This is a genomic window from Novosphingobium sp. fls2-241-R2A-195 (assembly GCF_030209485.1).
Lineage (GTDB): Bacteria > Pseudomonadota > Alphaproteobacteria > Sphingomonadales > Sphingomonadaceae > Novosphingobium > Novosphingobium resinovorum.
The window spans coordinates 123445-136915 of record NZ_JARVRY010000007.1; the positions used below are offsets into that span (position 1 = coordinate 123445).

General features: G+C 64.8%; 11 protein-coding genes. 7 read left to right on the forward strand and 4 right to left on the reverse strand.

What is annotated here, in order from left to right:
* Positions 1-62: 62 nt before the first annotated feature.
* Together QRN25_RS08050 and QRN25_RS08055 are read right to left on the reverse strand one after the other, a co-directional pair.
* Positions 63-2249: a TonB-dependent receptor gene (locus QRN25_RS08050; RefSeq protein ID WP_285018533.1), complete on the reverse strand. Its 2187-nt coding sequence runs from the start codon at positions 2247-2249 to the stop codon at positions 63-65.
* Positions 2250-2385: 136 nt separating this feature from the next.
* The gene (locus QRN25_RS08055; RefSeq protein ID WP_285018536.1) at positions 2386-4053 is read right to left on the reverse strand and encodes an MFS transporter; all 1668 of its coding nucleotides are present in this window, start codon (positions 4051-4053) and stop codon (positions 2386-2388) included.
* Positions 4054-4292: 239 nt separating this feature from the next.
* On the opposite strand from QRN25_RS08055, the gene QRN25_RS08060 reads away from it, so the two are divergent.
* Positions 4293-5546, forward strand: coding sequence for an acetyl-CoA C-acetyltransferase (locus QRN25_RS08060; RefSeq protein WP_271183457.1), 1254 nt, complete (start codon positions 4293-4295; stop codon positions 5544-5546).
* Between the two features lie 23 nt (positions 5547-5569).
* On the forward strand, positions 5570-6058 hold the full coding sequence (locus QRN25_RS08065) for a MarR family winged helix-turn-helix transcriptional regulator (protein ID WP_271183458.1): 489 nt from the start codon (positions 5570-5572) through the stop codon (positions 6056-6058).
* Positions 6059-6175: 117 nt separating this feature from the next.
* Here QRN25_RS08065 and QRN25_RS08070 read toward each other — a convergent pair whose 3' ends face one another.
* A complete protein-coding gene (locus QRN25_RS08070; protein ID WP_271183459.1) occupies positions 6176-6487 on the reverse strand; it encodes a hypothetical protein in 312 nt (103 codons plus the stop codon).
* Positions 6488-6811: 324 nt separating this feature from the next.
* Between QRN25_RS08070 and QRN25_RS08075 the strand changes: the two genes are divergently transcribed.
* The 5 genes from QRN25_RS08075 to QRN25_RS08095 all read left to right on the forward strand — a co-directional run bounded on the left by QRN25_RS08075 (position 6812) and on the right by QRN25_RS08095 (position 12540).
* Positions 6812-8041 (forward strand): CaiB/BaiF CoA transferase family protein, encoded by a 1230-nt coding sequence (locus QRN25_RS08075; RefSeq protein WP_271183460.1) that lies wholly within the window; start codon positions 6812-6814, stop codon positions 8039-8041.
* A 60-nt stretch (positions 8042-8101) separates the two neighbouring features.
* On the forward strand, positions 8102-8392 hold the full coding sequence (locus tag QRN25_RS08080; protein ID WP_271183461.1) for a hypothetical protein: 291 nt from the start codon (positions 8102-8104) through the stop codon (positions 8390-8392).
* A 23-nt stretch (positions 8393-8415) separates the two neighbouring features.
* Positions 8416-9930, forward strand: coding sequence for a class I adenylate-forming enzyme family protein (locus QRN25_RS08085; RefSeq protein ID WP_271183462.1), 1515 nt, complete (start codon positions 8416-8418; stop codon positions 9928-9930).
* Between the two features lie 61 nt (positions 9931-9991).
* Positions 9992-11119: a CoA transferase gene (locus QRN25_RS08090; RefSeq protein ID WP_285018540.1), complete on the forward strand. Its 1128-nt coding sequence runs from the start codon at positions 9992-9994 to the stop codon at positions 11117-11119.
* On the forward strand, positions 11113-12540 hold the full coding sequence (locus tag QRN25_RS08095) for an amidohydrolase family protein (protein ID WP_285018542.1): 1428 nt from the start codon (positions 11113-11115) through the stop codon (positions 12538-12540). The genes QRN25_RS08090 and QRN25_RS08095 overlap by 7 nt, the downstream gene beginning before the upstream one ends.
* Here QRN25_RS08095 and QRN25_RS08100 read toward each other — a convergent pair.
* Positions 12475-13404 carry an enoyl-CoA hydratase/isomerase family protein gene (locus QRN25_RS08100; protein WP_285018543.1) on the reverse strand — a complete coding sequence of 310 codons (930 nt, stop codon included), beginning with the start codon at positions 13402-13404 and terminating at the stop codon, positions 12475-12477. The genes QRN25_RS08095 and QRN25_RS08100 overlap by 66 nt on opposite strands.
* Positions 13405-13471: the final 67 nt, after the last annotated feature.

A 13471-nucleotide genomic window follows, 5' to 3' on the forward strand; every position in this document is an offset into this window, starting at 1 on the left:
GAAACCGGCAGGTCAGCAACTGTCGTTGCATGTGGCAATTCCCATCAGGGAACGCCCTCTGCTCAGAACTTCACGCCCAGTTCCACGCCGTACGTGACCGGCTTGCTCCAGTTCGCGCCAATGCCGAAGCTCGAATACTGCGCCTGCGTGAGGTATCGGCTGTTGGTGACGTTGTCCCCGAAGATCGCTACGTGGAACCCGTCATCGGGGGCGTTCCATTGCGCCCGAAGGGCCAGGGTTTCGTAGCCACCCTGCTCGAACTGGACACCCGAGGGGCCGAAGAAGAAGCTCGACGAGTAGAACAGGTTGCCCGACAGCGCGAGTTCGCCGCCCGCCAGATCGGTCTCGTAGCGCGCGCCGACGAAGCCAGTGAATTCCGGGTTGCGTTGCATCGTCACGTCTTCCAGCGTGGTGGGCACCACGACGAAGCTGACCCCGTTGGCGGCGCAAGTCGCGGCGGTTTCCTCGCCCAGTTCGGAGCAGCGCACATAGACCGGCGCGTTGTTGAATCGCTTGTAGCGTGCATGGACGTAGGAGGCGCCAGCGTTGATCTGGAACGCAGGCGTGACCTGATAGTGCAATGCGCCTTCCAGCCCGTAGATTTCCGAGGTCGCGGCGTTGATGATCTCCGCCGTGCCGGTGCGGTAAATCGACACCTGCAAGTTCTTGTAATCATAGTAGAACGCGGCGGCCTCGAACGAAAAGCCGCGATCCTCGTACTTGAAGCCCACTTCGTAGGCGTTGATATCCTCGGGCTTGACGCGGTTGCAGGTATAGTTTGTGTCGGGGATCTGGCACGAACCTCCGACGTCCGAGATCGCCGCCTTGTAGCCCTTCGTGAACGAGGCGTAGATACTCGTCCGGTCGGTCGGCTTGTAGCGCAGCACCACGCGCGGGGTCAGCTTGTTGTTCGAGATGTTCGGCACCGGCATCTCGGTGAGAGCGAATTGCTGGTTCCAGTAGGCATCGACGATCTTGTCGATCGAATAGCGCGCACCGGCGGTCACGAAGAACTGCGGCGTGATCTCGTAGGTGGCGTCGAGAAAGGCGGCGTAGCTCTTGACCGTGGTGCTCGACCCGCCGAGCCGGATGCGCTGGTCGGGCGCGTTGCCGCCATTGTTGATGTAAGTGATGTAAGTGTCGCTATTCTGGAAGTAGAACAGGCCCGCCGTCCACTGCAGCTTCGGCCCCGCCTTCGACGTGAGCAGCAGTTCCTGGCTCCAGGTCTCGTTGAGATTGGGCAGGCCTAGTTGAAACAGGTCAAGCCCCGAATAGTCGAGGTCCTGCGACATCAGCGAGTTCTCGCTGCGATACTGGCTGTAGGAGGTCAGGTCCGCGAAGCCGAGGTCGGCGCGGATCGTGCCCTGCACTACGTCGGTGTTGGAGCGGAAGACTTCCGGCACCGAGCCGCTGGCGATGCGGTTCTTGGCCGTGGTGTAAGTCCCCGGCACTCCGCCGAACGGCGCGCCAAGCCCGAAGTCCGAAGTGTCGAGACTGGAGGCCAGCATCGTCGAGGGATCGTCCACCTGGCCGTGCTTGTAGCGAAGCAGGACGTCCACCGTGTCGGTCAGTTCCGCCTTCAGGCCGAGACGGAACGACCAGTTCTCGTAGTCGCCAACGCGCCGATCATTATTGGAGACGTCGCGCTGCCAGCCGTCACCGCGGCGATACTGGCCCTCAAGGCTCAGTGCCACGCGATCGGATATGACGTAGTTCGCGAAGGCTTCGGCCTTGGCCTCGTTGTAGCGGCCGTAAGTTACGCGCCCCTCTAAGGCATTGCCCGACGTCGAGGGCTCGCGGGTCGTCACGAGGATCGCGCCGCCGGTGGTGTTGCGACCGAACAGCGTGCCTTGCGGCCCCTTGAGCACCTGAATCGAACTGACGCTGATGAGGTCGAAGTCGGCCGCCAGCGGGTTCGGCGAATAGAACCCGTCGATGTAGATGCCGACGTTGCCACCGCCGCCCGAGGTCGTCACCGCCGTACCGATGCCGCGAATGGTGGGCTGGAAGAACCCGCCCGCGAAGTCGAACCGCAGCGCCGGGGTGACCTTGCCGATGTCGGCAAGCTGCTGGACGCTCGCGGTCTTGAGCGCGTCGCTCGACAGGTTGGTGATCGAGATCGGCACATCGACCTGTGCCTCTGCGCGCCGCTGTGCGGTGACGATGATCGCACCGTCGTCAACGGCGGTGGCCTGCTGCGCATCCTGTGCATACGCCGAAACAGGCGCCATCACCGCTAATGCGAACACGGACGCACAAGTCCCTGCTGTTTTCAAGATATCCCTCCCAAACTGCTTTTGCAGAGACGCTACACGAGGACGTCCGCTGATCCAGAGACGGGGCGTACTTCGCCCCAGATATCGCGCCGGCAGATTCGCGGCCTTTTCAGGTTCCCGGCGTGATGTAGCCGATCGTCTCCTGTCGCGGATCGAAGGACTCCGCCTTCCAGCGCACCGAACCGAAGGGCCTTTCGAGAAGACGACGCACCCGGCGGCCATGATTGCTGCGGTTGAAGCCGTCCGCCTGTGCCTGGATGTCGAAATCGCTCTGGGTGTAGCGGCCGCGCATGCGCAGGTAGTCTCCCCAGGTCGGGCAGTGGTATCGCTCGGTCCAGAGGGCCGGGTTTTCGATGTCGCGCGAGATCGTCCAGTCGAAGCCGCCGTTGCGCTTGCGCACTTTCTGCATCGTCATCATGACTTCGTAGAACTCGCGGGCCTGCCCGGGATCGACGTCGTATTCAACCTCGACGACCAGCGGCCCGGACCGCAAGGTCAGCGGCAGCGCGGCTGAGGGCTCATGGCCGATCTCGACCGAATCCATATCGGCCTCGGGATCCTCCCGAATTGGCAATATCGTACCGAGGAGCGCCGTCGCGGCAACGGCCATGCCCGAGGCTACCAGCGCGAAGGCCACGTCATTCCGCGCGGCGACCACGCCCCAACCCCAGGCGCCGACGCCGATCCCCGCTGTGATCGCGGAGGAGAACAGTGACAGCGCCCGCGCCGTCACCCATCGCGGGGCCGACAGTTGCACTGTCACGTTCAGCATCGCGATAGTCAGGATATTGCCCGCGCCCACCAAAAGGAACGCGAGGCATGTGACCGTAAGCGAGTGACTGAACCCGATCGCCACCAGCGCCGCCCCGCTCATGATCGCGAACAGCCTCACCGCCCACTCGGTAGAGATCATCGCCCGGATCTGGCTGACGAACAGCGCGCCGCCCACCGCGCCAACGCCTTGAGCGCCAAGCAGGATACCGAACGTTGCAGCATTTCCGTGCAGCAAATCCTTTGCAATCAAGGGGGCAAGCGCGGAAGCCGTAGCCGTACTCAGCCCGAATCCCAGTACACGCAGCAGCGCAGTACGCACTGCGGGCGCATGCAGCGCATAGCGCGCGCCGGTCAGGATCGCCCGGTCTATCCGTTCGGGCGGCAGCCGCGAAGGCACATGAGTCCGCCGCCACAGGAAGAACGCCGTCAGCAGCGGCAGGTAGAGCAGTGCGGTCATGCCAAACACGACCTTCACGCCGTAGAGCACCACGATCAGGCCGCCCAATGCGGGACCGAAGCTGCGCGCGACATTGTAGCTGATCGTCCCCAGCGCTACGGCGGCAGGCAGGTGAGAGCGCGAGACCTGCTCCGGGATCGATGCCTGCCACGAAGGCGAGAACAGCGCCACGCCCGCGCCGATCAGGATGCAGAACGCCAGCAGCATTCCGGGCGTCGTCAGTCCAGCAAAGGTCACCGCTGCGAGCACCGCCGCGCTCACCGCGCTGAACGTAAGGCCGGTCATGGCGATCCGGCGGCGATCGAACATGTCGGCGATGGCGCCGGCCGGAAGCGTCACCAGCATCAGCGGGATCATCATCGCCGTCTGCACCAGCGCGACCATGCTCGCCGAATTGCTCAGCCGCGTCATCTCCCATTGCGCGCCGACGCCCAGGAAGAGCTGCCCGAAGTTGGAGAACAGGCTGGCGGTCCAGATATTGCGGAACGTACGTTCGCGAAGCGGTGCGAAGGCGCCGCCTGCCTCCTCATCCTGCGCCGTCGCCATGGCTGCTCATCCCCTGTCGTTATGTCTGTCCGCCGATGTTGAACGCACCGGCGCAGCCGTCAACCTGCCCATCGCGAAGACGATCCATTGAAGCAAGCGAACACAATTCCGACATACTAACCATAGTCAGCAATCGCTGCGGCGATAGCGCCCGCTACCTAGATTGCAAATCGGGCAGCAGGCCCGCATCACGCGAAAAAACGCGCTTTGCTGCGCGAAGGAACGCGAGGAGACCTGTCTTGACCGAGGCCTATATCATCGACGCCGTGCGCACCCCTCGCGGGATCGGCAAGATGGGCAAGGGCGCGTTGTCGCAGATGCATCCCGAACATCTTTCGGCAACGGTCCTCGCCGCGCTCAAGGATCGCAACGGGCTCGAAACCGCGGACGTCGACGACGTGATCTGGGGCGTCTCGGCCGCACTGGGACTGCAGGCGGGCGACATCGGGCGCATGGCGGCACTGGACGCCGGTTACGACGTGAAGGCGGGCGGCGTCACACTCAACCGCTTCTGCGGATCGAGCCTCACCGCCACCAGCCTCTCGGCGGCAATGATCAAGTCGGGTATGGCCGACCTCATGGTGGCCGGCGGCATGGACATGCTCTCCTACGCCAATATGTACGGTATGAAGATGCGCGAGGCCGGGGTCGGCAGTGCCGGCATGGGGGCAGGCAATACGCGCCTGCAGGCCAGGCACCCGCAGTCGAACCAAGGCGTCTGCGCCGACGCGATCGCCGCGATGGAAGGCATCACCCGCGAGGAACTCGAAGCACTCGGTGTCGAGAGCCAACGCCGGGCCGCCGTCGCCCTGGCGGAAGGGCGTTTCGACAAGTCCACGATCGTCGTGAAGGACGACGAGGGCAAAGTCATCCTCGACCACGAGGAGTACCCTCGCCCGGAAACCACCGCCGAAAGCCTCGCCCAGCTCAAGCCGGCTTTCGAAATGTTCCTGAATATGCCGTCCGCGCCCGGCGGGAAGACTTACGGCGAATTGATCAACCAGGTCTATCCCGAGATCGAGATCAAGCCGATCCATCACGTCGGCATCTCCTCGGGTGTGGTCGATGGTGCCTCGGCGATCCTGCTGGCGTCGAAGGAGTACGCCGAGGCACACGGCCTGAAGCCGCGTGCCCGCATCGTCGCAATGGCGGAGACGGGCGACTGTCCGACCCTCATGCTCAACGGGCCTGTGCCCGCGGCGCGCAAGGTGCTTGCCAAGGCGGGGCTCACTACCGATGACATCGACGTCTTCGAAGTGAACGAGGCATTCGCCGTCGTCGTCGAGAAGTTCATCCGCGACCTTGACCTCGACCGCGCCAAGGTCAATCCCAATGGCGGGTCGATCGCGCTCGGCCACCCGATCGGCGGCACCGGCGCCATGCTGATCGGCACTGCTCTCGACGAACTCGAGCGCACCGGCGGGCGTTACGGTCTCATCACGATGTGCGCGGCGGGCGGCATGGCCCCTGCCATAATCATCGAGCGCGTCTGAAGGCGCAGTACAAGGAGCACCTAGTGGCGACCGAAGCCGACGAAAAGCCGATGGGAACGATCAGCAACCCCTTCAACATGCGCGACGAGAGCCCTACGCGGCAGGTCGGGCTGCGCATGACCATCGTGTCGCGGCTCCAACGCAACAATTTCGACCGCAAGGTCGCCGCGCTCAACGTGACGCGCTCGCAGTGGGCGATGATTGCGATCGTGGCGCGCTATCCCGGCTCGACGCAGCGGACCGTCGCGGAATACCTGGAGATGTCGGAAGCATCCGCCGGTCGCCTGATCGACCGCCTCTGCGCCGAGGGGCTGCTGGAACGTCGCGACCGCCGCGACGACCGCCGCGCCCGCGCCGTCTACCTGACAGAACAGGCCCAACCGCTCCTCGAGAAGCTCGGTACCATCGCCACCGAGAGCGAGCAGAAGATGTTTGCCGGATTCTCCGAGGAAGAGGTCGATACGCTCCTCGATTTCATGACGCGCATCTACGAGAACGTCAGCCGGGGCTGAGAGCCTTTCGCCACCCTGCTTCGTCGAGCAAGCGGAGCTACCTGCCACCCATCCCAAAAAAAAAGAGGGCGACGCCATCCGGCGCCGCCCTCTTCTTCTTGAGAGTATCGCGAAAACTTACTTCGCGGCAGCAAGTTCCTTCTTCGACATCGAAGTGGTCACCTTGCCGCTGTTGTCACTGAGGCTGGAGGCCGGAACAGTCACGAGACGACCATTGAGGATGACCTGCGGGTTGCCATCGGCGGTAACGCGATAGATCGGGGCAATGCGGTAGCCATCGGCGGCATAGAGCATCTTTCCGGCGTTGACCGAGACGGCGCCTGCAGCGGCTTCCTCGGTGGCTTCGCGGACCTGGGTGGTCTCGGCGAAGGCGACGGCAGGCACCGAAGCGATGGTGGCGATAGCGACGAGGGTGGCGAACTTCTTCATGGCGTTTCTCCGAAAACTGCGAACCTGAACGGTCGGACTTATTTACTTACTAAGCTGGGTTAGTATTTTTTGAACACCCGGTCAATTGCGAAATTCGCATCTGAAAAAGCGCTTTGAGCAACATCATCGCCTCTGCGGCATTCTCCACTGCCCTGCCTTGCAGGCCCGTCCGAAACCCTTGGAAAGCGGGCGCTTGCAGGCATGATCGTCGGCACGATGGGCCACCCGGTTGATCCCTCCCGGCTTTGCGCGCACACCGGGACCACAGACGCAAACGGCGGAAAACCGGGGCGCCAGACAGAAAATCACGGGGATTGGCAGCAGATGTCGACAAAGGTCATGCAGGGCGTCCGCGTCCTCGAAGTGGCGCAGTTCACCTTCACGCCCGCAGCGGGTGGCGTCCTTGCCGACTGGGGCGCGGACGTGATCAAGATCGAGCATCCCGTGCGCGGTGACACCCAGCGCGGCTTCCTCAACATGGGCGGTGTCACGCTCGACCCGCTGCGCCACACGCTGTTCGAACACCCCAATCGCGGGAAGCGCAGCGTCGGCATCGACCTGTCCACGCCCGAGGGCCAGGAAGTGCTCTACGAACTGGCGAAGCAATGCGACGTGTTCCTGACCAACTACCTCCCGCAGGTGCGCCAGAAGAACAAGTTCGACGTCGAGCACATCCGCGCGGTCAATCCCAACATCATCTACGCGCGCGGCTCGGCGCTCGGCAACAAGGGGCCGGAGCGTGAGGTCGGCGGCTTCGACGGCACCTGCTTCTGGTCGCGCAGCGGCATCGCCTATTCGATGACGCCCGAGGAACTACCCGGACCGATCTCTCAGGGCATCCCGGCGTTCGGCGATTCGATCGGCGGCATGTTCATCGCCGGCGGAATCTCCGCCGCGCTGTTCCACCGTGAGAAGACCGGCGAGGCGGTCGAACTGGACGTCTCGCTGCTGAGCACCGCTGCCTGGGCTTCGGGCGCGGTGATCGCACAGGTGGCCGAGACCGGCGTGCTGACGCGCAACCCGATGCCCGGCACCGGCGGCGCGGCGCGCAACCCGTTCATGGGCAATTATCAGACGAGCGACAATGGCACGATCAACTTGTGCACGATCTCGCCCACCGGCCACATCCGCAGCCTGTTCGAGCACCTCGGCGTGCCTGAAGCGGCCGACGATCCGCGTTTCTCCGAACCGCGCGCGCTGTTCGAGAATGCAGGCGCCGCCAGCGACATCCTTATCAAAGCCTTCGGTGCGCAGCCCTTCGAATATTGGCGCCAGCACCTCAAGACGTTTTCGGGCCAGTGGGCGCCGATCCAGAGCTTCCATGAGCTGCTGACCGACGAGCAGGCCCTTGCCAACGACATGATCATTGAGGTGGAAGGCGCTGACGGCGGGGCCCCGCTCAAGCTGGTGCGCGGCCCCGTGCAGTGGAACGGGGAGGCGGTGGAAACCACTCGTTCGCCGCAGGCCTCGGAGCACACCGAGATCGTGCTCATGGAAATGGGCGTCGAGTGGGACCGGATCGAGGAATGGAAGGCCAAGGGCGCGATCGCCTGAGCCGTGACTGCCTGCACCACGGCCCGAGCATACGATACACAAGAGAACAAGGAAGCCGAGATGAAGCCTGGAACCCGCCTGAAAAGCGCCGCTTGCGACACCGAAGTCATGGTGATCCGCGCGGCCGAAGGCCAGATCGAATGCGGCGGCGCGCCGATGGGTGAGGCCAAGCCCGCCGAGGCAGCCCCCCTCGCCGCCGACTTCTCGGCCGGCACATTGATGGGCAAGCGCTATGTCGATGCCGCCGGCCAGTACGAACTGCTCTGCGTGAAGCCCGGCAAGGGCTCACTCTCTGTCGATGGGCAGGCGCTCGTCGTCAAGGACGCCAAGCCGCTCCCAGCCTCGGACTGACACGCAAGGTAACCGGCGCTCCGATGAACATCGCTCTCCTTCTCGAAATGGCGGCCGAGGCCGCACCCGACCGCGTAGGCCTCGTCTGCGACGGCAAGCGCTGGACTTATGGCGACCTCCTAGCCGCCGCGCGCGGCGCTTTCTCGATCATTCAGAATAGCGGCGCCGAATATGTCGCGCTCCTCGACGAGAGCAGCGAAGCGGCGGTGATCGCGGTCTTCGGCGCGGCGTTAGCCGGAGTGCCCTACTGCCCGCTCAATTACCGCCTGCCCGACGCCGACCTCGCCGCGCTGCTGGGGCGCATCGCCCCGGCCCTCGTCATCGGCGACGAGGAGCGCGTTACGCGCATAGCAGGGGGTCAGGGCCATACGATCCTTTCGCGCGAGGAATTCACCCTTAAAGCGCAGGAAACCGTCCCTGCCGACGATGCACGCGAGTACGATCCGGGTGAGGGCGTGGCGATCCAGCTGTTCACCAGCGGCACCACGGCAGCGCCCAAGGCGGCAATCCTGCGCCATTCCAACCTGCTGGGCTATATCCTGGGCACCGTCGAGTTCGCCAGTGCCGACGAGGCCGACGCCGCGCTGGTGGTCGTGCCGCCCTATCACATCGCGGGAATCTCGGCGCTGCTGTCCTCGATATATGCCCAGCGCAAGATCGTCATGCTGCCCGCATTCTCGCCCGAGGGCTGGCTGGGCCTCGTCGAGGCGGAGGCGATCACCAACGCCTTCGTCGTGCCGACCATGCTGGCCCGCATCGTCGATGCCATGGACAAAAAGGCTGCGGATGGAGGCGCGGTCGTCCGGACCGCATCCTTGCGCGCCATCGCCTACGGCGGCGGCAAGATGCCGCTGGAGGTCATCCACAAGGCTCTCGAACGTTTCCCGGCAGCGGGTTTCACCAACGCCTATGGCCTGACCGAGACCAGTTCCACCATCGCCCTGCTTGGCCCCGACGATCACCGCGAGGCGCTCGCCTCCGAAGATCCGAAAGTCCGCGCCCGCCTGACCTCGCTCGGCAAGCCGATCCCGACGGTCGAGATCGAAATCCGCAGCGAGAGCGGCGAAGTCCTGCCACTCGGCGAGGCTGGCGAGATCTACGTGCGCGGCGAGCAGGTCTCCGGTGAGTACAAGGAAAAGAGCGCGCTCGATGCAGAAGGCTGGTTCCCCACGCGCGACGCCGGCTACATGGACGAGGACGGCTACCTGTTCCTTTCCGGCCGCGCCGACGACGTGATCGTGCGTGGCGGCGAGAACATGTCGCCGGGCGAGATCGAGGACGTGCTGCTCACGCACCCCGCCATCGCCGATGCCTGCGCTTGCGCGATCCCCTCGGTCGAATGGGGAGAGGCGGTAGGCATTGCCATCGTCACGCGCGACGGGTTCGAGGCTCCAGCCGAAACCGAACTGAAGGACCTCGTCCGTTCGCGCCTGCGCTCCTCGCGCGTGCCGGAGAAAGTCGCCTTCTTGGCAGAGCTTCCCTACAACGAGATGGGCAAGCTGCTGCGCCGTAAGGTAAAGGAAGTCCTTGCCGGCTGACCGCACTCCCCCCGCTCCTGCGATCCCGCTCGCGCGGTGGGCAGACCGGCAGTTGCAGGCCATGACGACTTGGCATGGGCTGCCCCGGCTCGATGGTGCCACATTGATGGGCGAACGCGGGGCGAACGGCGGCTACACGATCACGGGCACCACCTCGGCCGGGCTAGGCGGCAGCAGGCTCATGCCTGCGCGTGACGGCGAATGGTTTGCGCTCACCCTGATCCGCGAGGTGGACCGCGAGCTGTTACCCGCGCTGTTCGGCGATGCTGCGATCGATACGGGCGACTGGGAGGCGATTGCTGCAGCCGTGCTGCGCCATGACGCCAGGGACCTCGTGCAGACCGGGCGCACGCTCGGTCTACCCGTCGCCCGTGTCGATGAAACTCCGGCATCGCCCGCAATCGACGTCATGCTGCGCGGCGAACGCCGCGACAGGCCGGAAGGGCATCGGCCACTAGTCGTAGATCTCTCCGCGATCTGGGCCGGGCCACTGTCGGGCCACCTGTTCTGGCAGGCAGGCATGGAAGTTCTGAAAGTCGAGAGCCTCACCCGCCCGGACCTGATCCGGCGTGACGATCCGGAGACCTTCGACCGGATCAACCAAGGCAAGGCCAGCCTCCTCGTCGACTTTACCGACGATGCGCAGAAGGTGGCCCTCGTGGCGCTGATCCGGCGGGCAGACATCGTGATCGAAGCCTCGCGACCGCGCGCATTGCGGCATCTCGGCATCGATGCGGGAGCCTTGATGCGCGAAACGCCGGGGCTGGTCTGGCTCTCCATCACGGGTCACGGAGCGAGCGGAGATCCCGCCGACTGGGTGGGCATCGGCAACGACTGCGGCGTGGCGGGCGGCCTTACCCGCGCAATGGCCGATGCGGGTGGCGGCATCGGCTACGTGGGCGATGCCATTGCCGACCCCCTCACCGGCATCGTCGCCGCGCGCGAAGGGCTTTCCGCCTTGCGCAGCGGCGTGGCCCAGCAAATCGGCCTGTCGATGAGCGCGATCTGCGCCATGGCACTCGCCGAGGAACGGGCGCATGATCGCGCGATGATCGACGCCGAACTATGTGCATGGGGACAGGCGATCGGCGCCCCTTTCCCCACAGTGAGCCCGCGCGCACTGACCGCACCCGTGCGACCCATCGGCGCCGACACGGCGCATTATCTGAACGCTTTCGCACGATGCTGATCCGGAATGCCGAGATATGGGGCACCGGGCCCGGCGACGTGAGGATCGAAGGCCCGCGTATCGCATCGATCGGCACCCTGCTTCCCCGCTCCGATGAGCAGGTCATCGACGCACGAGGCGGATTGCTGCTGCCGGGCCTGCACGATCACCACATCCATCTTGCAGCGCTTGCCGCGCAGCAATCCTCGATTTCCTGCGGACAACCCGATGTCCTGACTTCGGCACAATTGGCGCGGGCCCTCCAGGCGCCCGGCACAGGATGGCTGCGCGGCGTCGGCTTCCATGAAAGCGTCCTCGACGGCGTGTTGCCCGATGCGGCGATGCTGGACCGCATGGTTGCCGATCGTCCGCTGCGCATGCAGCATCGCACCGGGCGAATGTGGTTGCTCAACTCGCGCGCGCTGGAGGAACTGCTTGCGATCGCGGACGCGCCGCCAGGGCTGGAAAGGGCCGGCGGACGCTTTACCGGCCGTCTGTTCGAAGAGGACGCATGGCTCAGCCGCACGCTCGGAGGTTCGCTTCCCGATTTCGCGCAGACCAGCGCCCGGCTTGCCAGATGCGGCGTTACCGGCATAACCGACATGTCCCCGCGCAACGACCCTGGCGTCGCTCGGCATTTCGCGCAGCAACGCAGTGACGGGCGCCTCCTGCAGTCGTCGATGATCGCGGGCAGCCTTGCGCTGGGGGAACATCTGCCGCCCGGATGCACTCTCGGCCCGCTCAAGCTGCATCTCCACGAGAACGCCTTGCCCGACTTCGACGAGGCTGTCGCTCTTGTGCGTTCCGGACATGCCCAGAACCGCGCGGTCGCAGTTCATTGCGTGACCGAGGTGGAATTGGTCTTCGCACTCGCCGTGCTCGAAGTGGCCGGCAGCGTCCGCGGCGACCGGATCGAACATGTGTCCGTAGCCTCTCCCGATCTCGTCTCCCGCATGCGCGACCTCGGCCTGTCAGCCTGTGTCCAGCCCCATTTCATTGCCGAGCGTGGCGACCGCTATCTGGCAGACGTCGATCCGAGGCACCACGCAGACCTTTATCGCCTGCGCAGCCTGGCCGCCGCAAGCCTGCCCCTCGCCGGAGGGAGCGACGCACCTTATGGCGAAGCCGATCCATGGAAATCCATGACCGCCGCCGTCAACCGCCGCGCCCCGAGCGGGGCAGTGATCGGTGCCGATGAAGGATTGACGCCGGAGGAGGCGCTGGCGCTCTATCTAACGGAACCGGCCGACTTCTCACGCCAACGCGCCATTGCGGTCGGCGCAATGGCCGACTTGTGCCTTATGGACCGCCCATGGTCCGAAGTTCGCGCCCGCCTCGACAAAAGCGACGTAAGAATGGTGATCGCAGGCGGAAACCTAGTCCACCAGCGCATCGACCAGTCCCCACTCGAGCGCCTTTTGCGCGCTGATGCGTCGGCCTGACAGCACCATCAGGGCGGTCCGCTGACGCCCGATACGGCGAGTGAGCGAGACGCAACCTCCGGCGCCGGGAATGATTCCCATCGCCAGTTCCGGCAGTTGAAACCACGAGCGACGCGTTGCCGTGATACGCGATGCGAACGCGGCCAGTTCGAGTCCCGACCCCACGCAGGCACCGTCGATCTCGGCCACAAAGCGATCGGCGCAGCGCAGCGCCTCGTTGGCGGGCAACGTGCGACGCCGGATGGCATGCGCCATCGCCAGGTCGAGCGTCGTGCCGAACTCGTCAAGGTCAGCGCCGAGGCTGAAGCAGCGCCCCGTCCCCTGCAACGTGACCGAGGTGATCGTGGTGTCGAGGTTCGCAAGCGCAAAGGCCTCGTGCAGCGCATCACGCATCGGCCGGTCGATCGCATTGTCCGCATCCGGACGGTCGAGCGTCACCGTCACGGCATCACCTTCGCGAGTCAGCAGGACGGCACCGGGCGCTCGTCCGTCCGCCGCCCGCACTCGCCCCGCCTGCCATTTGCGGTGCTCGCTGCTCCCCTGCAGCGTGGCATAGGCCAGCGACTCGGCCACAAGGCCATCTTCCAGACTCAGCGAAGGCAGCAGGCGCAGCAGTTGCACCAGAGTCGCCGCAGCGATCGGGCGGGCTTCGACCGCTCTGCGGATTTGTCTCGCATCAAAGCCATCCTCGACGAAAGTATCCAACTTTGCAAAGGCATCGTGCCACTTTCCCTTCGCGATCACCGGCCAAGGCGGCAGGCCCAGATGGTGGAAATCAGGCGAAAAGCCATCGCTATCGATGAAGGTTATCGGCTCGACCAGCACGAATCCGCCAGAGACAAAATCAGTCGCAGGAACGGTCAAACCGTATATTTCCCGGCTCTCCATATGACTCCTTGCTGATTTCCGTTCGTCCCGTACAGGCATGAAC

Excerpts from the sequence above, each read along its gene's own strand:
- QRN25_RS08055 (WP_285018536.1), bottom strand. The coding sequence starts at position 4,053 with ATGGCGACGGCGCAGGATGAGGAGGCAGGCGGCGCCTTCGCACCGCTT.
- QRN25_RS08070 (WP_271183459.1), bottom strand. The coding sequence starts at position 6,487 with ATGAAGAAGTTCGCCACCCTCGTCGCTATCGCCACCATCGCTTCGGTG.
- QRN25_RS08075 (WP_271183460.1), top strand. The coding sequence starts at position 6,812 with ATGTCGACAAAGGTCATGCAGGGCGTCCGCGTCCTCGAAGTGGCGCAG.
- QRN25_RS08080 (WP_271183461.1), top strand. The coding sequence starts at position 8,102 with ATGAAGCCTGGAACCCGCCTGAAAAGCGCCGCTTGCGACACCGAAGTC.
- QRN25_RS08085 (WP_271183462.1), top strand. The coding sequence starts at position 8,416 with ATGAACATCGCTCTCCTTCTCGAAATGGCGGCCGAGGCCGCACCCGAC.
- QRN25_RS08090 (WP_285018540.1), top strand. The coding sequence starts at position 9,992 with ATGACGACTTGGCATGGGCTGCCCCGGCTCGATGGTGCCACATTGATG.
- QRN25_RS08095 (WP_285018542.1), top strand. The coding sequence starts at position 11,113 with ATGCTGATCCGGAATGCCGAGATATGGGGCACCGGGCCCGGCGACGTG.